This is a genomic window from Myxosarcina sp. GI1, from assembly GCF_000756305.1.
Taxonomy (GTDB): Bacteria; Cyanobacteriota; Cyanobacteriia; order Cyanobacteriales; family Xenococcaceae; genus Myxosarcina.
Genome location: NZ_JRFE01000058.1, coordinates 121,318 through 144,386, shown reverse-complemented (window position 1 = coordinate 144,386; position 23,069 = coordinate 121,318). Strand labels below are relative to the sequence as shown.

At 39.4% G+C, this 23,069-nt stretch carries 27 protein-coding genes; 14 read left to right on the top strand and 13 right to left on the bottom strand.

Going from position 1 to position 23,069, the window contains the following annotated elements; translation table 11 throughout:
• The first annotated feature begins 46 nt into the window (after positions 1 to 46).
• The 3 genes from KV40_RS29665 to KV40_RS29655 all read left to right on the top strand — a co-directional run bounded on the left by KV40_RS29665 (position 47) and on the right by KV40_RS29655 (position 2,536).
• Entirely contained in the window at positions 47 to 1,192 is a 1,146-nt protein-coding gene (locus KV40_RS29665) for a hypothetical protein (protein WP_052056084.1), read from the top strand.
• 126 nt (positions 1,193 to 1,318) lie between these two features.
• The gene (locus KV40_RS29660; RefSeq protein WP_036488879.1) at positions 1,319 to 1,864 is read left to right on the top strand and encodes a GNAT family N-acetyltransferase; all 546 of its coding nucleotides are present in this window, start codon (positions 1,319 to 1,321) and stop codon (positions 1,862 to 1,864) included.
• 297 nt (positions 1,865 to 2,161) lie between these two features.
• Positions 2,162 to 2,536, top strand: a complete 375-nt coding sequence (locus tag KV40_RS29655; protein ID WP_052056083.1) for a DUF4440 domain-containing protein — start codon at positions 2,162 to 2,164, stop codon at positions 2,534 to 2,536.
• A 40-nt stretch (positions 2,537 to 2,576) separates the two neighbouring features.
• Here KV40_RS29655 and KV40_RS29650 read toward each other — a convergent pair whose 3' ends face one another.
• Entirely contained in the window at positions 2,577 to 2,918 is a 342-nt protein-coding gene (locus KV40_RS29650) for a cupin domain-containing protein (RefSeq protein WP_036488873.1), read from the bottom strand.
• Positions 2,919 to 2,992: 74 nt separating this feature from the next.
• Here KV40_RS29650 and KV40_RS29645 point away from each other — a divergent pair, with 74 nt between their 5' ends.
• Complete coding sequence (locus tag KV40_RS29645) at positions 2,993 to 3,604, top strand: TetR/AcrR family transcriptional regulator (RefSeq protein WP_036488870.1); 612 nt, start codon at positions 2,993 to 2,995, stop codon at positions 3,602 to 3,604.
• 102 nt (positions 3,605 to 3,706) lie between these two features.
• Here the strand turns inward: KV40_RS29645 and KV40_RS29640 are convergent, their stop codons facing one another.
• The 6 genes from KV40_RS29640 to KV40_RS29620 form a co-directional block, all read right to left on the bottom strand.
• Positions 3,707 to 4,114: a hypothetical protein gene (locus tag KV40_RS29640; protein ID WP_036488867.1), complete on the bottom strand. Its 408-nt coding sequence runs from the start codon at positions 4,112 to 4,114 to the stop codon at positions 3,707 to 3,709.
• Entirely contained in the window at positions 4,101 to 4,730 is a 630-nt protein-coding gene (locus tag KV40_RS29635) for a ParA family protein (RefSeq protein WP_036488865.1), read from the bottom strand. The genes KV40_RS29640 and KV40_RS29635 overlap by 14 nt, the downstream gene beginning before the upstream one ends.
• Before the next feature lie 409 nt (positions 4,731 to 5,139).
• Entirely contained in the window at positions 5,140 to 5,592 is a 453-nt protein-coding gene (locus tag KV40_RS29630) for an N-acetyltransferase (RefSeq protein ID WP_052056082.1), read from the bottom strand.
• A complete protein-coding gene (locus tag KV40_RS35430; RefSeq protein ID WP_156114242.1) occupies positions 5,583 to 5,759 on the bottom strand; it encodes a hypothetical protein in 177 nt (58 codons plus the stop codon). The genes KV40_RS29630 and KV40_RS35430 overlap by 10 nt, the downstream gene beginning before the upstream one ends.
• A gap of 5 nt (positions 5,760 to 5,764) precedes the next feature.
• Positions 5,765 to 6,334: an NAD(P)H-dependent oxidoreductase gene (locus KV40_RS29625; protein WP_036488862.1), complete on the bottom strand. Its 570-nt coding sequence runs from the start codon at positions 6,332 to 6,334 to the stop codon at positions 5,765 to 5,767.
• A 37-nt stretch (positions 6,335 to 6,371) separates the two neighbouring features.
• Positions 6,372 to 7,085, bottom strand: coding sequence for an SDR family oxidoreductase (locus KV40_RS29620; RefSeq protein ID WP_036488859.1), 714 nt, complete (start codon positions 7,083 to 7,085; stop codon positions 6,372 to 6,374).
• 103 nt (positions 7,086 to 7,188) lie between these two features.
• On the opposite strand from KV40_RS29620, the gene KV40_RS29615 reads away from it, so the two are divergent.
• A complete protein-coding gene (locus KV40_RS29615; protein ID WP_036488856.1) occupies positions 7,189 to 8,091 on the top strand; it encodes a LysR family transcriptional regulator in 903 nt (300 codons plus the stop codon).
• A 131-nt stretch (positions 8,092 to 8,222) separates the two neighbouring features.
• On the opposite strand, the gene KV40_RS29610 is transcribed toward KV40_RS29615, so the two are convergent.
• Positions 8,223 to 10,085 carry a type IV secretory system conjugative DNA transfer family protein gene (locus KV40_RS29610; protein WP_052056081.1) on the bottom strand — a complete coding sequence of 621 codons (1,863 nt, stop codon included), beginning with the start codon at positions 10,083 to 10,085 and terminating at the stop codon, positions 8,223 to 8,225.
• Between the two features lie 303 nt (positions 10,086 to 10,388).
• Here KV40_RS29610 and KV40_RS29605 point away from each other — a divergent pair, with 303 nt between their 5' ends.
• The gene (locus KV40_RS29605) at positions 10,389 to 12,257 is read left to right on the top strand and encodes a DNA polymerase (protein ID WP_036488854.1); all 1,869 of its coding nucleotides are present in this window, start codon (positions 10,389 to 10,391) and stop codon (positions 12,255 to 12,257) included.
• Between the two features lie 25 nt (positions 12,258 to 12,282).
• Here KV40_RS29605 and KV40_RS29600 read toward each other — a convergent pair whose 3' ends face one another.
• Positions 12,283 to 13,908, bottom strand: a complete 1,626-nt coding sequence (locus KV40_RS29600; RefSeq protein ID WP_036488853.1) for an ATP-binding protein — start codon at positions 13,906 to 13,908, stop codon at positions 12,283 to 12,285.
• Between the two features lie 195 nt (positions 13,909 to 14,103).
• Between KV40_RS29600 and KV40_RS29595 the strand changes: the two genes are divergently transcribed.
• The gene (locus KV40_RS29595) at positions 14,104 to 14,892 is read left to right on the top strand and encodes a hypothetical protein (protein ID WP_036488851.1); all 789 of its coding nucleotides are present in this window, start codon (positions 14,104 to 14,106) and stop codon (positions 14,890 to 14,892) included.
• Positions 14,893 to 15,037: 145 nt separating this feature from the next.
• On the top strand, positions 15,038 to 15,334 hold the full coding sequence (locus tag KV40_RS29590; RefSeq protein WP_036488848.1) for a nucleotidyltransferase family protein: 297 nt from the start codon (positions 15,038 to 15,040) through the stop codon (positions 15,332 to 15,334).
• A gap of 80 nt (positions 15,335 to 15,414) precedes the next feature.
• On the opposite strand, the gene KV40_RS29585 is transcribed toward KV40_RS29590, so the two are convergent.
• The 4 genes from KV40_RS29585 to KV40_RS29570 are packed head-to-tail and all read right to left on the bottom strand — an operon-like array spanning position 15,415 to position 19,012.
• A complete protein-coding gene (locus KV40_RS29585) occupies positions 15,415 to 16,728 on the bottom strand; it encodes a hypothetical protein (protein WP_036488845.1) in 1,314 nt (437 codons plus the stop codon).
• 21 nt (positions 16,729 to 16,749) lie between these two features.
• Positions 16,750 to 17,583 (bottom strand): DUF6753 family protein, encoded by an 834-nt coding sequence (locus tag KV40_RS32775; RefSeq protein WP_052056080.1) that lies wholly within the window; start codon positions 17,581 to 17,583, stop codon positions 16,750 to 16,752.
• Between the two features lie 3 nt (positions 17,584 to 17,586).
• Complete coding sequence (locus KV40_RS29575) at positions 17,587 to 18,300, bottom strand: hypothetical protein (protein WP_036488844.1); 714 nt, start codon at positions 18,298 to 18,300, stop codon at positions 17,587 to 17,589.
• 46 nt (positions 18,301 to 18,346) lie between these two features.
• Complete coding sequence (locus KV40_RS29570; protein ID WP_036488841.1) at positions 18,347 to 19,012, bottom strand: hypothetical protein; 666 nt, start codon at positions 19,010 to 19,012, stop codon at positions 18,347 to 18,349.
• Positions 19,013 to 19,354: 342 nt separating this feature from the next.
• On the opposite strand from KV40_RS29570, the gene KV40_RS29565 reads away from it, so the two are divergent.
• The 6 genes from KV40_RS29565 to KV40_RS29540 all read left to right on the top strand — a co-directional run bounded on the left by KV40_RS29565 (position 19,355) and on the right by KV40_RS29540 (position 23,067).
• On the top strand, positions 19,355 to 19,912 hold the full coding sequence (locus KV40_RS29565; RefSeq protein ID WP_036488839.1) for a siphovirus Gp157 family protein: 558 nt from the start codon (positions 19,355 to 19,357) through the stop codon (positions 19,910 to 19,912).
• Between the two features lie 74 nt (positions 19,913 to 19,986).
• The gene (locus tag KV40_RS35425) at positions 19,987 to 20,226 is read left to right on the top strand and encodes a hypothetical protein (RefSeq protein WP_156114241.1); all 240 of its coding nucleotides are present in this window, start codon (positions 19,987 to 19,989) and stop codon (positions 20,224 to 20,226) included.
• 93 nt (positions 20,227 to 20,319) lie between these two features.
• On the top strand, positions 20,320 to 21,675 hold the full coding sequence (locus KV40_RS29555) for an IS701 family transposase (protein ID WP_052056079.1): 1,356 nt from the start codon (positions 20,320 to 20,322) through the stop codon (positions 21,673 to 21,675).
• Positions 21,676 to 21,778: 103 nt separating this feature from the next.
• Positions 21,779 to 22,072, top strand: a complete 294-nt coding sequence (locus KV40_RS29550; RefSeq protein ID WP_036488834.1) for a BrnT family toxin — start codon at positions 21,779 to 21,781, stop codon at positions 22,070 to 22,072.
• Positions 22,053 to 22,376, top strand: coding sequence for a BrnA antitoxin family protein (locus KV40_RS29545; protein ID WP_036488832.1), 324 nt, complete (start codon positions 22,053 to 22,055; stop codon positions 22,374 to 22,376). The genes KV40_RS29550 and KV40_RS29545 overlap by 20 nt, the downstream gene beginning before the upstream one ends.
• An 88-nt stretch (positions 22,377 to 22,464) precedes the next feature.
• Positions 22,465 to 23,067, top strand: a complete 603-nt coding sequence (locus tag KV40_RS29540; protein ID WP_036488830.1) for a DUF6151 family protein — start codon at positions 22,465 to 22,467, stop codon at positions 23,065 to 23,067.
• The last annotated feature ends 2 nt before the right edge of the window (positions 23,068 to 23,069 follow it).

Below are 23,069 nucleotides of genomic sequence, written 5' to 3'. Positions count from 1 at the left end.
AGAGTTTGGCAACTGCAAAAAGGTGTACCAATAACCTTTTAATGCTTTGAAATATTTTTCAGTTTATAGCCTAGTTCCCAACAAAGAGGCGATCGCCAAAGAAGAGTACGATCGCCCTTTAAAAACCGAATATATTCCCCATCTCAAACGCGATCTAAAACCAGGTTGGCTGTTTCCCCATCTATATAATCACGATGCTTTGCTTTATGGCAGATGGGAATATTGGCATCGACTCCAACTCGTCCCAGCAAATAAGTTTCACCTGCTGCAAGAACCAGATCCCCAAATAAGACTGACAAATATTCAACAACATATTCTGCCAAAAGAACTAATTCCGCCGATCTCCTTCGGTGAAGGTGGTGTTTTCAGTCACAACAAAGGACGCAAAATGCTAGAAATTTGCCTGGATAAAATGCTGACAAAAGGTGGTTATACAAGTCTGTTGACCAGAATAGAATATTTTCTGGACTGGTTGCTATACGGCTTTGGACATCCTCATCCCTGGTTTAGCCAATTACCTGCCGAACCAAGTGGCTGTGAAGGATGCAGCATGGTTCTATATCAGTTGTTTAATCTGTTTCATCTACTCTACCAACCCCAAGATTATTGGGGGAACTTAATAGTTGAAGCAAAAGGAAAGGGTTCGCAGAAGCATACAGGATATTTTCCCACTCCCAACACAGTAGCGATCGCAATGGCGAAAATGCTTTTTAGCGATAATCTAGACACTCGCCTACAAATCGGCTACGAACCTGCGATTGGTACGGGAGTAATGACCCTCGAACCTAGCAATCAAGTTTTGAATATGGTGGGAACTGATATCGATAAACTACTGCTCAAAGCCTGTCTGGTTAACTGGTATCTATATTGTCCGTGGTTTGCCATGCCCGTATTTTACTTAGTCGATCGCGTCGATCTTCTCTGGGGTAATTCCCTAGTAGGTTCAGACCATCCTAATGCTCCGCGATCGATTCATCAAAAATACTGGCGAGAAAAATATCTAGATATCTATCCTGTAAGTTTGGTAGAAAAGGATTGGTCGAAGGAAGTGCAAAAATTTATCGATTTGCAACCAGCCAAAGCTAAAGCTCCTGAGATTGTCATACAGGAAAGTAATTCCGAATCGAAGAAGCAGAAACCAAAAGGATTTAAACGACCACTAGGTAAGAAAAAATCGAAATCGTTATTTTAGCCGATCGGAACAAACATAATTTTGGAATTACGCAATTATGGATTTTTGTAATTACAAAAATTACCTCTAACGATAGCATTATATTGTTAATATTGACGGTAAATTTAAAAAGCTTGTTTTGTAAATATGGTTGGTGTAACAGCGTTTGAGTTTAGCAATCTTAATTACTCAGTAAAGACTTTAGAAATAAACGATGCCGATATACTTCAGCAGCTTTATGAAAAGTGCGCTGACTACAGCCACATAATAGAAGGAAGACCCCCCTCGCCAACAGCAGCTATAGAAGAATTTACCGCAGTACCAGAAGGTAGATCTTTGCATGATAAATATATGCTGGGCATTTTCAATTCGCAGGATGAGTTAATAGGTCTACTTGAGGGTATGCAAAACTATCCAGAAGACAAAGATTGGTGGATTGGACTTATTATGCTTGCACCTGCATATCGTCGTAAAGGACTACTCAACCCACTGCTCGAAGAATTCGAGCAGTATATAGCTCAGCAAGGAATGAACTATGTTATGGGTTCTGTTGCGAAGGTAAACAGTAAAGTGCTTCGTCTATGGCAGCAAATGGGATTTAAGATAGTTCGTCAAGTCGAGCGAGAATCAAACAATGCGAGATTACGTTCGTGGTCTATTATCAGACGTAAAGTTGGCTATTCAAACAATTAAAGCAGTCAATATTGAAAGTAAAAGACGTAATCATAGTCAACTGGTTTAAGCTAAATTTACGTTGATGGAAACCGTATGAGATCTATATAGATACTAAGGATCTTACATAAATTTTCTCTTTGAAATTATGTAACTCTATATTTCCATAATTTCGTATTTTTATAGTTATGTAATTACATTATCTTCTCTAAGTTATGATTTTAGTGAGACTTTTTCGACTGCGATAATTATCTTAGAAGCAGGAATGGTATCTTTATTAAGTGCTTGGAAGTTAGAACAAAACAAAGAGCAAATAAGATGAAAATTTCAGACGAAGATTTTAATGAACTAAAAGATTTGGAAGAAAAATTATGGAAAGCAGAAACTCGTTTTGATAAGAATTGGATGAATAAGGTTTTATCCTCAGATTTTTTTGAGATTGGTAGGTCTGGCAAAACATATACAAGAGAAATGACGATTTGTTGCGAACCTTCAGAAATACCAGCAGATCTTCCTCTATCAAATTTTAAAGTAAGTCTTATTAGAGAGGACATTGCTCAGGTTACTTATATTAGTTCTGTTAATTATCAAGATGGACTTGAAAAAGGCTTAAGAAGCTCTCTATGGTCTAAACAGAGCGGCGAATGGAAATTAGAATTTCACCAAGGTACACCACTTTATTCTGCCGAATAAACAAACTAAATTAGGAATCAGCTCTAATTTGCACTGGTAGTTATTTTAGTGATTTAAATTCACCCATTTTTCCCAGGCGAACAGTAATAATTTCAACGTCAGTAATGGCTCGATGAGAACCCTGCTGGGTATGAGCGGGAGTTATCCAAAATGTACCTGCTAAACATTTGTTGCCATTAGTTTCAACAACACCATTCAATACATAAACGTATTCATTACAAGGATGGGTATGAACGGGAATTATTGTCCCTGCCTTCATTCTTAGTAAATGGATCGATCCTTGGGGTACTGGTTCGGCTAACGGTAAAAAACTTGTCCCTGGAAATTTTTCTAGATTTGACCATGATGCAGAGTCAGTTTGAATAAAGGTTTGTTCTGGCATACATAGCACCTCATGATATGATAATTATTGAGTGAATAATATTCACTCCCATAGTTTACCATTAGTAGTTCTAGATGGAGAAGTTATCAAATTCGACCCAACCTCGTTACGATGTTGAGAGGAGATATCAAGCATTACTTGAAGCGGGGGAATTACTTTTATGTAATGGTTACGATCGCGCTAAACCTCAGTTGGTTGCTCAAACTGCTGGTGTATCGGTGGGATTATTTTACCGACATTTCCAAAACAAGCAAGAATTACTGACTGCCATTATGGTCGATCGTCTAAAAATTTTGCATCGCCAAATTCAGCAGAAAATTGAGCCAAACAATGACCCTAGAGAACAATTACATCAAGTAATAGTTTTAACATTACGCTATTTCCAGTCTCATCAAGGACTGATTAAACTGTTTTTTATGCAAATTGGTTATGGTAACGAAGTGGCAATTGAACAACTGCGAGAAACAAGACAGACATACCGCAGTATTTTGCAAACTATTTTAGAAACAGGAAGCGATCGCGGTTATTTTAGTAGCAACGTAGATATTCAAATTGCTCTGAATAGTATTGTCGGGACGATTAATTGGACGCTCTACGATTTATTGATAGTCAATAACGAAAATATAAAATCTGACGAATTGGCTAAAAAACTTTCCGCTCATTTACTTCGGAGTTTGATGGCATAGTAGCTGTAAATCGGCTTTGAATAAAGCTTATAGCCGAATCTAATTGAGCTATCTAATCTCAATAGGGTAATTCTATATTTTCAGAATTGTGTAATTACATAATTATGTTTCTTGTTCACGAACAAAGTCTTCCAACAAGTTATTAAGCAAAGTCTGTAAGTCCATTTTTTCAGGCTGAGTAGATAGTATGTAACGCGCTTTAGCTTTAACCTGTTTGTGAAGTCTAATAGTTGTAGACTCGTAATCAGGATTGCTTCTAATACCTTTAGGTCTACCAACCTTTTTTTGCTCTTCAATCTCAACAGGTTTTGATTCTGGTACTATTTTTAGTTTTGAATCGTTACTGATTTTAGATTTAGAATCGCTTCTATCTGAACTACCTTGTTCTTCAAGCTCAACGGTTGTAACTTCTTGTACATTAGACTTTTGTGAAGTCTCAACTTTGTTACTCTGTCGCGCTTCCCTTCGCATACGGCTGAGGTCTGCCAGACTGGGATTATTTTTCGCCATTGTAAATTTCTCTCCCTAAGTTTTCATAGCATTGCCAAGCGATCGCCGAGTAAGAGTCGTCGTATTTGTCTACCGTCACTCCAGATAAAGGCGATTTTTCTACTGCCGTATATTGATAGATCGTAGATTTGAAGATTGGAAGTTCTTCCATCTCTAATAATTCACGAGCTTCTTTCTCTTTGGTGCTGGGAATTTTTTCTCCTCCTCCTGGTCTTCTTCTGGGTGGAGGGGTGATAGTCAGCAAAACTTTGTAGTTTGTTCCGTAATCAATCAGCATATCTCTGGTTTTGAGCAGAGCCTCCATGTCCAATGCTTTTGGCGGAGTAGGCAAAATTAGGAGATCGTATTCCTCTGCCACCGCCTGAATCTCTTCCTTTTCTGGTCTGGCTTTGGTATCGGTAATTACGTGTTCTGCTTTTCGGATATGTTTTACCGAACCCTCTACGTTACAAACGTTAAACGGCAATAGTCCTTTCTCTGCCCACTGCAAGGCAGAACCATTTTTATCAGCATCAATCAATAACGTTTCCCCAAACCGTTGCATATAGGCTGCGATATGAATTGCTGTAGTCGTTTTGCCTATGCCTCCCTTCAACCCCAATACACAAATGTCCATATTGCCGTATTGTGCTTAAAATTTTACATCGCCCAATCTAACACCTGTAATTGTAAAATGGTGAAATTATAAAAATATGTAAATCTATAATTTTATAATTGTGTAATTACAAAATAGAAAGATGTTGGTATTAAAGGTGTTCAAACTCTGACTTTAGCAATTGCGATTGTTCGCTAATTCTGCTTATTGTAATTTCAGAATTACATAATTTCGGAATTTTGAGTTTTTGCAATTATGTAATTCTAAAATTTTAAATTCGCAGTTTGGCTTCAGGCTAGCAGGCTTGGAAGTTTGTCCGAATAGACTTATATCATGTAAATGAAGGCAATTTGCAATTTTATAATTATGAAATTGTGAAATTGTGAAATTATGTATTTATGTAAATACATAATAATACATTGTATTTATTTTAATTGTTGGTAATGAGAGTGAAATTACTAGGATAAGAACCGCGCCACATAGCGATTAAGGTCAATTTAGAGTTAATTGAAATTAAAGAATATTGCTGGAAGCCACGAGCTTTATAAAACAATATGTTGTTTGGATTAGATGAAACTAGATAACAACCAGCTTTTTGAGCATCAGCATCATCAAGAATAAGTTTAAGCAAGCCACTTCCAATACCTTGTCCACGAAATTCTGGTATTGTAGCAAGCCAAAAAATTTCATGATGGGGAATAGCGGGAGCTATAGGCTGTACTTTTTTGCCAATTTGCTCTAAGCGTTTTATTGCGCCGAACTCATTAAAATCAGCAGCAATTGTATTTATCTTTGCTTCGACATCAACAAAAGCCTCATCAAAAACATTTACTTCGGCTGGATACCAAATTACTGCACCTCGTTCTTGGGAAGCTAACAGCACTTCACCCGTTTAATTCCATCATCGACAAACACCTCAAACATTGCTGCTAAAATTTCAAGACGATTTTGCGATCTAGGTAAGATAAACTTCCACATCGGATCGTCAACAAAACCTCGCGCCAGGATACTTGCAGACAGTAAGGTTTGATTAGTTGAAATTTTTTCCATACAGATTAGCTCATTGCTTCTAATAGTTTTATGCGCTGAATTTGAGGACTTAAGGTTGAGTCTTTAATGTAGTAATGAAATTTTTCGGCAGATGCATCAATATCTTTAGTGGATGCTTGCAATGCGCCGTGAAAAATAAAGGGTGGTAAGAATTCCATTCCGACGAGAATAGCAGTTTGCTGGAGAGGTTTAAGAAACTCACCTATACAATAGCCGTTACTTCCTCCTAATTGATAGGATTCGGCTGAAGCCCCAGTTGAAATCGCACAAAGCCATTGTTTTCCTACTAAAGCAGTTCCACCAGAACCATAAGCCCAACCGTAGTCAAGCACATCATCAAGCCATTTTTTCATCAGAGGCGGTACGCTATACCACTGAAAAGGATGTTGAAATACAATGCGATCGTGGTTTTCCATTAATTGTTGTTCGACTTTGAGGTCAAATGACCAGTTGGAATAGGTGCTGTATACTTCGTGAATAGTAATTTGAGGATCGCTATTAACAACTTCGAGCCATCGCTTGTTGACGCGAGACTCGGCGATATTAGGGTGAAAGGCACACACGAGAATTTTCATAGAAATTATTGGGTAAACATTTGAGTAGGAGTTTGAATTAAATCGCAGCCGAACGAGCTTCATCTATCTTGAGAGTTGTGCCTGTAACAAATTTGGCATCGTCAGAAAGTAAAAAAGCTACAGTCTTAGCTAGTTCGGAATAGGTAGCTGGACGATCCCACATCAAATCCGATGGTACGTCCCATCCTTCTAGTTCTTCAATGCTGTCAGCTACAAAAAAAGGCGCGACTGAATTCATGCGAATATGGTCAGCCCGATACCGTTTGGCATATAGTTTAGTGAAACCTTCCATAGCAGCGCGGAGTGTACCGCTAAAAGGAGTTCCTAATGCTGGTTCTTGAGAGTCACAAGCGGAGATATTAACAATCGCGCCACCTCCTCGTTCTTGCATTGGTTTTGTTACCAATTTGGCAATGCGAACTACGCTTAAAAACAGCATTTTAAAATTTTCGAGCCACATTTCATCATCAATATCGAGCAAGTCTGGACGAGGCGGATCGCCAAAACTATTAACCACCGCATCGATCCTGCCGAATTTACTTAGTGTGTTCTCAACCAATCTTTCTAAATCTTCAGAAACCGAGATCGATCCTTGTACGGCAATACCATCTAACTCTTGCGCTAAATCTAAAACACTTTTACTTCGCGCCATTAATGAAACTTGATATCCTCGTGCCGCCAACTCTCTAGCACATCCCGCACCTATTGCCCGACTTGCTGCGGTAACGATCGCAACTTTTTTTGTATTCATTTATTTATGTTTTAGCTATTTTATATTCAAAGTCAGCCTAACTTTTGCTTACCGAGAAGAAAAACCCCTACAATGGCAAAACATTTATGTCAAATAAGAACAAATGCTGAGTGGGTTTAACCAATTCGCCGAACTAATTGCCTTTGTCAAAGCTGTAGAACTCAATAGCTTTAGTGCAGCAGCGCGATCCCTTGCGACTACTCCCTCTGCCATCAGCAAACGTGTCTCAAAATTAGAAGACCGTTTGGGAGTGCGTTTGTTACAGCGAACGACTCGCTCTCTTAGTTTGACCAATGAAGGGACAGCTTACTATGAGCGTATTTCGCGACTATTGCGAGAACTTGAGGAAGCCAACGATAATCTAATTTCAGGCGGTAAACCCCAGGGTAAACTAACCGTAAGCACTTCACTCGATTTCGGGCAATGGCTTTTAGTCCAGTCTATTCCAGAGTTTCTTCGGCAGTATCCAGATATTGAAATAGATTTACGATTGAGCGATCGCTTTGTGGATTTGGTTGTAGAAGGAATTGATGTAGCAATTCGCTTGGGAGATCTAGAAGACTCTAGCTTAATCCGCAGACATTTGGGACGGGCTAATTTTGCTCTTTGTGCTTCGCCAAATTATCTGAAAACACACGGTACGCCCAACACGCCACAAGATTTAATACATCATAACTGCCTTCGTTATCTGTTTAACGGACAGCCCGTATCTTGGGAATTTTTAATTGGCGAAACTTGGCGGACAATTGCCGTAAAAGGCAAATTTAACTCTGATAATGGTGGCGCACTTAAAAATGCTGCTCTGGCAGGTTTAGGTATTACTCGACTATTAAACTTTCAGGTTCATGAAGAAGTCGAGCAAAAACGATTGAAGTTGCTGTTTTCAGAACAATTACCACCAGGGCTAATGGTTCAGGCTTTATTTACCCATCAACGCAATTTATCTCCGCGAGTTCAAGTTTTCTTAAAGTTCCTCACAGATTATTGCGCCAAAGTTTTAATTTGATAATTTGGTTCTATTGAATTTGTGTCAAATTTAGATTTATACGATTTTAGATTTCGCAACATAGATTATAGATTTTTACAATTATATAATTTTGAAATTGCATAATTCTGAAATTATATAATTGCAGATTGCTACTTATTACTATCAGGAGGCATGGGCAGTAATTCTTCCGCAGCAGCAAGCCTGAGATTTAATTGTTCGGTTGTCCAGTCCTGCTTTTGAGTTTCATCTAATTTACTCAGGTCAATATAATTTTGTTCGCGAGACCTAATTAATTGAGCCTTTCGATTAGCCAGAACTGGACGAATTTTTTCTTTCCAGATTACGGTTTCTGCCTCGATTGCTCGCTCGATATCTTCTTTGGGTACGCCAATTTTACCCATGACTGGTCTTTTGACATCGTTTTTGTCACCGTAGCCAGGGTTTAAGATGATTGCTTTGCCTTGAGGAAAACGTTCGATCGCATCGACACTTATCAAAGGGATCTGATGAGTCTGCTGATTGATAGAAGTGGATGCTCCGTTGGGCGATCGCGAACGAGAAACAGAAGTGGTAGTTACAGTCTTATTGCCAATTTTCTTTGAGTATTCTTCGGCTGTTACCGAGTCGTTTGGTCCAAATAGCACGTGAGTAAATAGACCTGACACTAATGCTTTGCCTCGTTCTTTACCGTAAAGTTCAAAGAATTGATTTAAGCTTTGTGCTCCCAGAATAGGAATACCGCCGTTGGAACGGTATTCGTTAATGTGTTCGCTCAGTTTGGCAAATACCCCCAGACTAGTAACTTCGTCCAGACAATAGCAGAAGGGATTTTTCCTTTTCTCACTCAGGTTTTCGACAATAGTGAGATGCATACACATGGTAATAAGAGGGGCGATAATGCTACGTCGGCGATCGTCTAACTTCATCACCAGTAATTGTTTGGGTTTGAGATATAAAGGAATGGTACTCTTGCCAATCATGCAGGGCAGAAGGTCATTTTGGATAAAACCCGTAAAGGTAATTTCGGCTGTAGTCTTAATCGAAGCTGCGGTTTTTTCTGATTCTTTTGAAGAGAGGAAATTAGAAATAGTCGCAGCAATCCACGGGTCTAGTTTGCGATCGTCGTCCCGCCGTACTGCCCAGTCAAGACGCTCGACCAAATTCGGTAGTTGAGTAATAGCATAAACCATTGGCAAATCGGGATACTTACTAGATTTGGCAAGCTGCATCAATCCTGTCGCGAATATGCCTCCAGTCTGGGAGAAAAAGTCTTTTTTGCCGTCGCCTTTTCCTTGAGAATCAATCAAGATTTTGCCCAACTCCCCTGCGGTAGTAGCATCGCGGGGGTCTTTCATAAAGTCCAAGACGTTGATGACACAGGTGTAGTCTGCTCCAGGCGTATCAGGATCTTCACCCGTTTCTAATCCAACTCCTCCAGGGGCAAAAACATCTACGGTATAGCCGTAACGAGATGCCAAAGAAGTATGCAGCTTCATCTGGTCGCCTTTTTTGTCGTAGAGTAATACGCTGACACCTTGGGCAAAGAGTGCTTCGATAACGCGATCGATAAAGGAAAAGGTTTTACCCGAACCAGGCGAACCTAAAACAAGAACTCCCCGACCGATATCGGGAATCCAGGTCGTAGGCATAGTGTTGTGTAAAATCACCTGTAGTCGGGATGCCCATTTGAGTCCCAAAAATTTGTATGAGTATTTAGGCGTACCACACCAGGCTGCACTAGGGGTGCATTTGTGGCTAGCCGTAGCTTTCATGTGTTCCAAGGCTCGATTGGTAGCGTACAGTTTGTCCCAACGATTTGCCATTCTAGCTGAAGTAAGCTGAGGCTTTTTCTTTGCTAGAGAAGCCCAAATCATCAGCAGGGCAAGAATACCTGCCATAGCAGAGAGTTGAAAGAGTTCGGTTTCCCAAAGCTTCGGCTCAGGTTTAGGGGGTGAAACTGCTGCCTGAGTATTAGTAGGTTGAGCGATTCTTAAAAAAGAGTTCTCAGTCATTGCTTTAAAAAAACATTTCCTTTAAGAATCCGAACTGCCATAGCCAATTTGGTAATACCCAGCTAGATACCAAAGTGGCTGTCGCCAGCAGCAGCAAAAAGATTTTGGGAGTAACTAGATTTCGGGGCATGAACAAAAGACACGCTTTCTTGGGTGTACGCAACCAAAATAACAACCAGCAAACCGCGATCGCCCTGAGATTTAAACGATCTTGAATCGATCTTCAGTAGATGGTGTTTTTTATTCGGTTAAAAATATCCGACCAAAGGTACTAGCCGATCGCCAGAAAATATTTGAGAAAAAATGAGCCATAGATTTAGCTTTTACAGCAAACAGCAGAGCCAAGCTTTGCTCGAACGATTAAAGACCAGGCGATCGCCAAATTTTGCCTATTTAATAATCGATTGCGACGAGCCTAACGGCATGGCTTTGCAACGCGAATTGGATAAGTGGGTAACAAAGATAGAGACAGAAAGCTGTTTTATTGCTTTGGACACGGAGACAAAAGGACTGACTCCTGCACCTGGAATGGTTAAGACGATACAGATTGCTTACAGCGTAGATGAGCCTGTATTAATTATTGAACTACCAAAAATTAAAGATAAGACCAGTTTGCAAAGGTTGATGGGCAGTCCCAAGTTATTAAAAGTAGGACACCACATCAAGTTCGATATTTTGATGTTGAAAGCAGAAGGGATCGTAGTTAAAGGTCCTGTTATGTGTACTATGTTAGGTATTGAAGTATTAAAGGCTGGAGCTACCAGACAGGCTAGTTTACAATTTAGTGCTCAAGACCTGCTCAACATAAGGCTGGATAAAGCCGAGCAAAATTCTGATTGGTCGGGCAAGCTATCTAAGACTCAACTACAGTATGCTGCCAATGACGCGGGAATATTAATCGAGATTTTTACAGAACTTCAGCAGAAATTGGACGAGGCGGGTTTAACTAACATAGCCATTCTAGAATACTGTTGCTTGTTACCTATAATTGAAATGCAGAGTCGCGGAATCTATCTCGATCGCGATCGCTGGCGACAAGTTAGAAAAGAGTACGAACAAAAAAGAGACAGACTAGCGGAGAGAATTTATCGCGAGCTAAAGCGTGAATTTAATATAGTGTCTTCCTCACAGCTATTGAAGACTTTGCAAACCTATGGCATAGAAATTAAATCTACCAATAGCAACGTACTGATAGAACAGGTGAAAAAGCATCCTGTAATCGCTGAGATAATCAAATATCGTAGTCTCAATACTATTATCAACACCTTTCTTAAAGGATTCGAGCCATATATTCAGTCAGCCGTTCCCTGGCTTGAAAAGCCAGGGCTTGCGGCTGACCACCTTTCACGGTCAGATAATCGGCTTAGGGGGAACTGGTGGCAGATTGGGACGAGGACAGGCAGAACTAGCTGTCAAGAACCAAATCTAAGCAACATACCAAAAATACCTAAGATCAGAAACTGTTTTGCTGCCACCGACGGCTATTTGTTAGTCGATGCCGATTATTCTCAAATAGAATTAAGACTGGCCGCTAAAAGAATGAATGTACCTACTTTGATTGAGGCGTTTATCAAAGGCGTGGATGTTCATGCTTTGACTGGCTCTTATATCTACGATTGCGATTTAGAAGAATTAACGTTACAACAGCGCAAACTAGGTAAGATTCTAAACTTGGGTTTGATTTATGGCATGGGCGCAGAAAAGTTTAGACTCAATGCTGCTAAGAAATTTGGTGTCTATCTGACGACAACAAGATCTAAGGAGCTACGAGAAATTTTCTTTACTCTCTATCCAGAAATAGAGCAGTATCATCAATTATGCCGTCGTAGTTGGCAGCAGGGACATCAACAGGCAAGTTCGACATTAGGTAGGGTAAATGTTTGGTCGAGTAAAAGTCCCAAACTCAATCAGATTATCAACTATCCTATTCAAGCTGACTGTGCGGATATTTTGAAACAGGCAATCTCAAGCTTGTATTTAGAATGCCTGCATCAAAAGCTCGATGCTTACTTAGTTCTTACGGCATACGACCAGTTAGTGATTGAAGCTAAAAAAGAACAGGCACATTACGCTGCCCAGATTTTAGAAAAGGTGATGGTTGAAGCTGGGCGGGATTTGCTTGCTCCCGTTCCAGTCGTTGTCGATATTAAGATTGATAAGTATTGGAGTTAGTTTGTGTGTTGCGATTGCTTGTACTTCATCCACCACCCAATAAAACTTCTTCTGGTAATTTAAAGGGGCTGGTATCAGGTTTGGATGCGGGTTTTGCAAACCAAGCGTTGTTACGCATTGCCTGAATTGATTCTGAGGCGCGAACTGAAGCTTTATTTATTTGACTAACTTTGCTTAGTAAATAGTCAAAATCAATTACGGGCGAAAGGCGCTCGCTCTTTCGTTCTTCGACTGGAAGACTACAGTACCAATCAGTCAAACAAGTCTTGACCACATCGGCAATTTCTATGGGAGTACATTCTTCAGCTTCATCAATAAGCTCTACCCATTGTTCCATAGTCCAGGGCGTATGGTTTACTAGTTTTAGCCATTGCTCTGTATCCCAGGTAAAGCGATCGGTTGGAGGATTAAAAGTAAATTGAGTTGGGAAGTATTTGGCAAGGTAAATATTGAAAATGGTGTATATTTCTCCTCGATTGGGTAAATCTATCATCCAAATACCACCATCATCAAAACGACGTAACAGTTCTACTGGTAAAAGTTCGATCCGATTGACTGTGGCAATAGTAATTACGGGGGAATTATGTTCCTGCATCCAAGTTAAAAACTTCTGTACTATTCTTCTTGCTGCTCCACCCGATTCCCAGTCAGCAAGTCCTTTATCCCAATCATCGAGAAAGAGAATGGCATTGCCGATACTTTCTGCTAATTCTAATAGTTGAGATACTGCTCGATCGGGATTATCCGACCCCAAAATATCACCAAATGAAATACCCAGAAGGGTATAGCCTAAATCGCGAGCTATCATTTTCGCACGCAAACTCTTACCCGTACCTGGAGGACCGACAAATAGCATGGCTCTATGCGGTTTGATTCCATAGCGTAGGGCAGCAGGCTCGTTTAGCTTGGCAAGTTTTTGTAAAAACTCGCTCAGATTTTCGTTACCTCCTGCCGAAGGGATTTCGGGCTTGCTAAAGTACTCAAGATTGAGTTCGCTGTTGTTGAGCTTCGCTTCTTTTACCTTCAGGAATTTGTTGGCTAGCTCTTTTATCGATCCACTAGTTGAGAATTGTTTGAGTTCGCCATAAATATCGCCCCATGCCAATCCCTGACAAGCAGAAATAAGCTTAGTGTCAGGCTGAAAACCAAGTTGGGTATGTAAAACTTTCTCTATTTCTTGAGCTTTCGGTAAACCAAGCTCGATCTGTTTGAGTTTGAGACGTAGTTTGGGACTAAGCTGAATCCATTCTCCAAGTAAAATAATCTCGATCCCAGATTGATGTTCCAAACGGCTGGCGCAGTTATAAATTTGCGATTCTCTAATTGATTTTTCTCTGGCAGAAAGAAGCTCGAAATCTAGTAGATTATCAAATATGTATAATCCTTGAGACAATTTATTCTGTTGAATTAAAGTTAAGGGTGTGTCGAACTGTTGTTTGTTTTCAGCAATACCATACTCAAGTTTTTTTTCAACAAGATTGAGCCTAACGAGATTCTGATAACCGTTATTCCAATAAAAGATGGGACGAGCTTTATGGCGATCGCCGTAAATAGTCAGTAGTTGTTTTAATACCAGTTCGTAGTCGCTTGGATGAAGTTGAACGGTAGTTATGTTGGTGTTGTGAGTAAGCTCTAATAAATCGGTAAACATGGTCTATTGCTGGGTTGGGCTTAGTTTTAGATTGCCCATTTGTAGTGAAAAAGGCTACTCGCCTGGTGGATTGGCGATCGCTCTTTAGTTTTTAAACTTTAGCCCTGTCGGGCAGGAGTAGGTGAATAGATTAGAGAGTTCTCTAGTTTGTTCGACTAACGTTTAGTTCAAAATTTAATTGGAGTACTACAATACATGAATTACGTACAGCCTCAAGGTGCAAACGCACCCATGCCCCAACAGGTAAACCAACCTCAGCAGGGATATGTTCCCATGCCACAGCCACAGGAGAATCAACCTCAACAGGGGTATGCCCCCATGCCACAGCAGGTTCAGCAACCGCAAGTCCAGCAACCACAAGGTACTGAATTTTATGGTGCAACCATCGATCCGCAAACTATGGCGGTAGTTCAACAATGCTATGGCGCAAGTAACACTGCTCTCAACACGACCTTGAGCGATAGTTCTACAGTGGCTAAATCACTGTATTTCGGCGCAAGAGATATGTTCAAAACTCTATATGTCAATCAAATTAGCTCTCAACGTGGTTCAAAACCCACAACTCCCGACTATGAGTTGGCTTCAACTGTATTTGAACAAACTTTCGGCACTGTAGGTCAGCCAAGAGTCGATCAAATGCAGCTCTGCCTGACCATGAAGACTTTTGCCCCTAATATACTACCTGATTGTGTGCCTGGAAATAGACCTCACGAGGCTATCTTGAACTATATTCTTAATCAAAACTGGCATTCTCAGAATGTTCGTACCAATAATGGCGTTAGCCGCAACAATAGCGGTAACGGTAATGCCACCGCTGCTGCTAATCCATTTAACAACAATGGTGGAGCGCAATCTAAGGCAGCCGCTGCTGCTGGATTTGTTCCCCAACAGCAGGTTGGATTTATGGCACAACCGCAAGCTATGTACAATCCTCAACAAACGGCGCAAGCTGTAACTGGAGCTATGCCAAATTACGGAGGTTAATTGATTTAAAGTTGAGACTGATATCAAAAAATGTCAGTCTCAATTAACATAAAGAAAATAGCTTTGCCTCGTGTAAATATATGTGTAGTGCAACTTGTCTATACACAAATAACTTTTATTTCTAACTAAAACAAGGGTTTTTTTAATGAATAAAAAAGAATTAAAAACCTATCGTTCCCAAATTCTCGCTCTTGCTGAACGTTACCATGCTCCTAACATTAGGGTGTTTGGTTCTACAGTAAGAGAAGACAATACGAATGAAAGCGATGTAGATTTTCTGATTGATGTCTCGCCTAAGCAAACACTTCTCGATCTTATTGCCTTTACCCGTGAGTTAAAAGAGCTTCTTGGTTGTGAGGTTGACGTTGCTCAAAGCACCGTACTTCATCCAGTCATCCGTGATGAAGTATTACGTGAGGCTATTTCTTTAAATAACTTGTAAGGAATAAGCTTTCATAATATTTTTTTTAAAGACGTTCTGACTTTGCAATTACAAAGAAAAAAGTAAGTATCGATCGCTACTTAAATTCCAGGTCCTAAGATAATCCAATTTTCTCTGTTAGCAGGGAGGAAGGGAATTGGACCAATAAAGTAGGGAGTGCAGCCGAGGTCGGGAATACCTCGCTGGCAAATACGAAAGAAGATCGCTGTACCTGCTTCATCTTTTGTTTCATCAACGCTCCAAAGAGCTACCTTAAAGCCAGAACCAAAAGGATTGCGACCAGTAGGTTCTTTGCCACAATTTAAAATACCTAGTATGCCTTCCCCTCCATCTACGCCCCAGGGAGCTTCAGGACAAATATTAGCGTTATTAGGATCTTTGCCTAACATCCATCTGCGACCTTCAGAGAGAGTGCGGATATCGCGACCAGAATTCTCAATATCGTCTAGTTCGATATGAGCGCAGCTTTGTTGACAGGGAACTGCGTAACCAGCTTGGTTGCTACCAGAAACGCTCTGACCTGGTTTAATTTCTCCGTGAGCATCGCTCCAAATTGTGTCTACGCGAGAGATAAAGGCTAAAGTTGTAGCAATGGGGTTGGGAAAATCATCAAAAGATATGTCTGCTAATCCTTCGATGTCGCTCAGATACTCGTCTTTCCAATCTTCGTAATCTTCAACAAAGCTATCTCCAATACCCTCCACATCTTCTAAAGAATATTCGCTCAAATCCAAATTACCCATTTCAAATTCAGATACATCAAACTTAGGTGATTCAGTCTGAGCTAATTTTTTTACGTTTTTATTTAAAGATAGTTCTGAGGTCAAGTGTTGACGTTCTACAAGTACCCGAACTGGCAACTTTAACAATGCTTTATCTCGTTCGCCGTAGACTAAAGCGATCGCATCAGCTAAAGGAGTTACTTCTTTGATCGCTTGTTCTTTTAATTGCGGATTAGCCCTAATAAAGCTGGCTACGGTTTGGTTCTCAATAAATCCGAATTGGTCTAAAGTCACTTCTCTTTGTTGGCGACCCGATTTGGCAACTATTTCTCCCAATCTAAATCGACCTACCCCAAAGCTATCGTCAATATCTCCTAGCTTTAAGACATCAATAACTGCATCTCCTTTATACCACTGACGACCTAGACCATAATCAACATAAAGGTCGTAGTCGGCAGAAATAGCACCAGATTCGCTGAAGCTACCCAAAGAACGAAAAGTGATAGAACTAAAATCGGGAGCTTCTAGTATCCCTGCCGATGAATTATCTTCTCCCACCATTTCATAAGTAACGGTAGGGATACTCGTGGCTTTGACTGTGTTTGATAAAAAAATACTGAAGGTTAAGGATAGTCCCAACCCTACAGATGTAAAGAGTTTTAATAAATTCATGAATATAAATAAAGAGTTTAATTATCTTTTATTGGCAGGGCGAATCCACAGCGCACACCATCCCGAATTAACTGACTTGCCTTCTAATGTAAGAGTCACGTCTAAGTTAGCTGCTTCCTGTTCGCAAATTAGAGTTTTTCCTTTGCTAGTTAGTCCTCGACTATTCCAGCGAGCCAAATCTTTAGCTAACTTACCCTCATCTGACTTTGCCCAGTGTAGTAAAGCGGTATCTGCGTTACTTAGTCCAGAATTACTGTAGCGGTAATCAACATAGCTACGGGCAAACCAGCCACCAATGCCAGCAAAGAGCATAGGAATCAAAATATACAGACCTAGCCGACTCATTGCCAGCCAGTCATTTACAGCTTTAGTGTGGGCAGCGTGCCTCACTAACTTGGCTACCGAACCTGAAATTTTTGCCTGAGTGAGATTGAGACTGGCTTCCTCTACTGTTTGAAGGTTATTAGTCAAAGCCTGATACTGATTAATCAGATCCTGGCTGTAGGTACGAAAGCTAGTGTCAATCCGTTGTTGGTTGGCGTTAATCTGTCGCTCGAACTTAGCTTCAAAACCATCAATTAATAGATTGAGAATCTGTTCCTGCTTGTTAACGGAATTTTCGATAGTTTTAAACTGTAAGAGAAATGCCCAAAGCGGGTCATTTTTGTCTAACTGCTGCTCCTCTTTAAATTCGAGTAAAGACATCACTTCTGACTTGTCTGCTAAATTAGCCAACTGCTCGATAATAGACGTAGGTGGGTTTACAGCTACAGTTGAATCAGCGTCTGGAGATTTTAGAGGCAGGTTGGGAGGGGGTGGTAAAGGGCGAAGATCCCGATCGCGTTTCTCGTTCATTGTTTAAGCTGGATTAGCTAGGGAAAATATTTGGATAAATTTAGCGCACTGACTATCTAAATAGGTTTTCAAACGATTGACCGAAAGTTTACTGCTGGTAGTACTGCTAATGTATTTGGCATAGGCTTTACCCGAAGCAAAAGTAGCTTCTCTTTCTCCTCTCGGCATAGTCGCTAGCTCTAGCTGTTGAGTCTTTTTGACCACTTTTTTCATATCCGCACTAAGTTCACGATTCCAATGGTTGTCGATCCCTTTGTTTTGAACTAAAGTGATTTTGAACGCTGGATAGTTATCGACCAGAGTTTTGAACAGATTAAGACTAGTATCATCTCCATTAGATAAGTACCAAATGTAGATCTGAATCTTCTCTGCTGTTAGAAATTCTGACTGGTTCAGACCATTTTGGGTAAGCCAAAACAGTAACTCCTTGTGAGAATTACTGGGCATATTAACAATGACATCTTGCTTTAATGCTTCCTCAAAAATGCGATCGACCTTAACAGCATCGGTACTGTGATTGACCATAATTTCATTACAGGCATCAAAGGTAACGTCCGTGACACCTCCATATAAAGATGAGACATCTTGTTTGTCGGGGTCAGTGTCAAAGAGAGTAAACGGTCTGGTGTTTGATGAATAAAAATGGCATACTAGAGAGCTAAAAAAACTCTTACCAATATTGCCTCGATTGCCGACAATAAAGTGAATTGTATTCATGACGTTTAATCATTATGTAGTTTAGATTTGCGGTAAACAAATAAATTTAAGCAGCTTTGAATGCTGACTCGGACATACTCAGGTTTAAACCGATACTGTTAGCTAGGGCGATCGCTTCTTGCTTGGTTTGTAGGTTAAGAGTTTGGACGATGACTTTTAAGCGATAACCAACATTTAACGCGCTGTAGTTGACTATTTTGCCGATCGTATTATGGGTGTGACCTTGAGCAGCCAAAGCCAGAATACGGCGATCGATTTCTGCCAACTCTGCTACTGCTCGACGCTGTTCTAGTAAGGGTTGAAAGACGTACTGATTGAGCTTTGGCTTTACTTGAGGACAAATAAAGACACTACCAACAAAAGCACACTGAACTGCTAGAGCAAGGTTGTCTGGAGCGTTATGCTCCAGACTAATATAGGAACTATTGCAGTTAAGAGACAGAAGCAGGGAGTTGTGATTGGCAATGCGGTCGCAAAGAATTAGTTTAGCGCGAGGGAATTTTCTTAGCTGGCTGCACTTGTCTGAATCTAATATTTCGCCTTCGACAATTAGAACAAAGGTTTTTCCCAAATCCTGTAGAAACTTAGCTGAATTCAGGCAGTCAAGATAGTTGTTAGCCGTGTAAATTTGATGTTTACCAACGCTAGATAAAAAGGTTTCTAGACCCCGAACGATAATACTATCCGTATAAAAAATTAAGATATGAAGCATTGTTATGAATTTAAATAGATATATGCAAAAAATACAGTGAAAGTGTCAATAGACCTATTTAAGACGCTCGAACTACTAAACCACTAAAAAAATTTTATGGTAGCGACTTAAGTAATCCTCACGTCAACATTATGAATCTCGTATAGTAGCGATCGCCACCAGAGTAGATACTTCAAAAGGGCATAGTTTATCTTTGCTTCATCTAGACAAAAAAGATTTATCTGAGCTTTGTTTGACAGAGTATTTTCGCTATTTATTTTTTTATGAGATTTGAAATGAAATAATCAAATACGTCTGACGACGTGATAAAAACGCAATGTAAGAAAGCGAGCGTATAAACTTATGCTATTTGACCGTCCTGAGTTAGAGTCTGGGGAAGAATTAGAACAGCTAAGCAAAATATTAGAAGCCGAAGAGGGCAACAGAGAAGAAAGCGATCGGGCAATAGATGAACATTTGACTCAGATAATTTTGAGAAGAGAAGGTGAGTCTAGAAAAGACTACGGAGCGAGGGTAGACAGGTTCATCAGCTATCTTAGATTTCAAGAGGATACAAGCTATATTTCGGCTGAAATTAGCAGACTTCAGGCTCTTAAAAAATCGAGAAAGAATTTAGCTAAAAGACTGATGAATATGATTTTATATCGTCTTGAGCTGAATAAGATCGACAAAATAGAAACTAATAAATATAAAATCAGTGTGGTGGGTAAAGGTGGTAAACAGCCAGTTGAAATTGATTACGATGAGACTCACGATCTAGATTTGTTTCCTGAAGAGTTTGTTAAGTCCAAAACAGTAAAAACTGTCGATAGAGATGCCATAGCCGATTACCTTAAGGCTGGTAAATTATTATCTTGGGCAAGATTAGTCGAACGAGGCAATCGATTGAGTATTAAATAAAAATCTTATTCGTAACTACATATAAGCAAGTAGCTTTAAGGATTAAGATATTAATCATCAATCGAGTTATTTTGATGATGAATAAAATTAGTAATAATCCAGTTCTTTTTCTAGACTGGATTTTGTGCTGCTTGTTCGGCTTTCTAGCTTTATGCGGATTTGTAGCGGTATTTCTCGTAGCCGACAAACATTTACTAATCGGCTCTACTTTTGGTTTATCATTAATGTCTTTAATCTGGTCGCCGTTGTTCCGTAAGACAGGTTCAGTCAGAGCAATTTTGATTTTGATGACTTTGTTTATTGCTATTCTCTGAACAAACAAGATATCCAGCACAAGTACCACTTTATAACCCTCTTTTATGACTATGGGGTGATAAAATCAGAAAAAATAAGAACCAAATGCTCTCATGGTCACACCGCAAAGAGAAGCATCACCAACAGTAGGTTTTATCGATAATTATTGCCAAGCATATCAAAACCTATTTTCTGATGTAAGAAATTATGAAGCATTCAAATTAATACATCTAGGAATGCTGTCAGAAATACCAAGAAAATCGTTACCGAAGATAGCCAGAGCAGTAGGATTAAAAGATAGCCAAGGATTAAACTATTTTCTTAAAGAAGCTCATTGGAATGTAAAAAAAGTCCAAGAAATTAGATTATGGCTGACGAAATTATTAATCGGAGAGAGAGAAATAACTCTTTGTCTTGATGAAACAGGAGATGCCAAGAAAGGAAAAGCAACAGACTATGTAGCCAAACAATATATTGGTAATCTAGGAAAAACCAAAAATGGAATCGTTTCAGTAAATGCTTATGCAGTAGTAGAAGGCATAACATACCCTTTAATATTTAAAATATTTAAGCCTAAAAAATGTCTCAAAGCTGAAGATATATATAAAACCAAACCACAGCTAGCTGGAGAAATAATTAAAGAATTACAAAAGTGGAACTTTAACATTAAGTTAGTATTAGCTGATAGTTTATATGGTGAAAGTGGGGATGTAATTACAGCGTTAGAGCAATCGAATCTAGAATATATCGTGGCAATCCGCTCGAACCATAAGGTTTGGATGTTTGGGAAAGAAAGAAAAAGATATAATCGGTGGCAACCTTATCAACAAAAATTATCTCGAAAGAAGAGTGAAACTAGATATATTAGAGAAATTATTTTTGGGAAAAGAAAACATATTCGCTTTTACCAAATAAGTAAAAAAGAAGACAAAAATCCCGCCCCTAAAGATACTTGGTTCATCATGACCAATAAAAAAGGTAAAATTTCTAAGACTATTGCATCAGAATATAGTTTGAGAAACTGGATTGAATATGCTTTTAAGCAAGTTAAAAATGAACTAGGTTGGGCAGATTTTCGAGTTACAGATTATCATAGTATTGAAAAATGGTGGGAATTAGTAATGAGTAGTTATCTTCTTGTTAGTATTCAAGCTAACTATTTTCAATTAGAAACTATTGCTAATGATTCTGAACATCATGCTTCTATTGTTGAATCTACTGCTTCTTTTCCTTTTTCTAATCACCCTTGGTGGGAGTCTGGTCATACTTGGAAGAGTTCTTTAAATAACTTAAGATTAATTATACAACCGTTCATCTTTTTCCATCTAATTCAACCTTGGTTTGACCTATTTCCGAGTCAACATCTTCAATTTGGTTTCTCTAAGTTAATCAACATCATGAATCAGTTTCGTGCTTCCCCTTTTTCTCGAAATCACCCTAAGCATCATTTAACCTCTATTGCTTGCTAATTCGATATTTTTCCCCATAGTCATAAAAGAGGGTTATAAAATTACCGAAATGTAGTTTTACAGAAGTCTTGATTTTGTATATACAAATACGTATATTTAGATTATGGAGTTTGAGTGGGATGAAAATAAGAATCAAAGCAACATTGTCAAACATGGAATTGATTTTGAGCAAGCCAAGGAGATATTCAAAGACCCAAATTTGTTAACTTATGAAGATACTCGCTTTGATTATGGAGAAACTAGAGAAATTTCGATTGGACAACTGCTTTTGGCAACTCAGCAGAGAATAATCATTGCATTAGTGGTTTATACCGATAGAAAGGGAATAATAAGGCTAATTTCCGCCAGAAAGGCTAGTAAACAAGAAAGGAAAGAATATGAACAACAATCAGTTTAATCTAGATATGTCTTTAGAGGAAAGAGAAAAAAGACTAGTAGAAATGCATGATGAAGACATTGACTTTTCCGATATTCCAGAATTAGACGAGGCATTTTTTAAGAACGCCAAACTAGTTAAGAGGCAACCAAATACAGAAGCAATTTCCATTCGTGTTGATACTGAGACTTTGGAATGGTTTCGTACTACAGCAAAAAATCATCCAGAAATTAGAGGCTATCAAACCTTGATTAATGATGTGTTGAGAACATACGTAACTCATCAAATAAATAAAAATAATGACTCTCAACAGTCTCCAACTTAGAGAAACTCAGAAAATCTATATTTCTTCGGATTTCGCGAACGCTATAATTACACTGGAAATAAATAGCTTTTTCCCGAACATAAAGACAATGGTTCATTCAATTAGTTGTAGCTGTGGCAAGCTTCAAGGTCAGATTAAGAATGTTAATAATATCAATAGATGTGTTTGCTACTGTACCGATTGTCAGGCATTTGCGCGATATCTCAAAAAGGGAGGGGAAGTTCTCGACGAACAGGGCGGAACTAGCATCGTGCAAACCATTCCAGCAAATGTCGTTTTTGATCGAGGCACTGAAAACCTTGCCTGTATTCGTTTAACAGATCGGGGTTTATTGCGGTGGTATGCAGCTTGTTGTCATACTCCGATTGGCAATACTTTACCAGACGTTAAATTCTCTTTTGTGGGCTTAGTTCACAGTTGCCTCGGTTCAGATCTGAATTTGTTAGACGAGACTTTTGGCTCGATAAAAATGTATCTCTATACCGCAGATGCATTGGGCGAAAATAAGCCGAAATCAAGAGGTACTTTTCTGGGAACTTTACGGATATTGGGAATGATCTTTAAAGCCCGCTTGACTGGTGCTTATAAAAACACGCCATTTTTTGTTTCAGGAGCTACTAGCACTCCCACAGCTACTCCCAAAGTTCTTAGTGAGCATGAGCTTGAAGAAGCGATGAAAGTAAAGCATTGAAA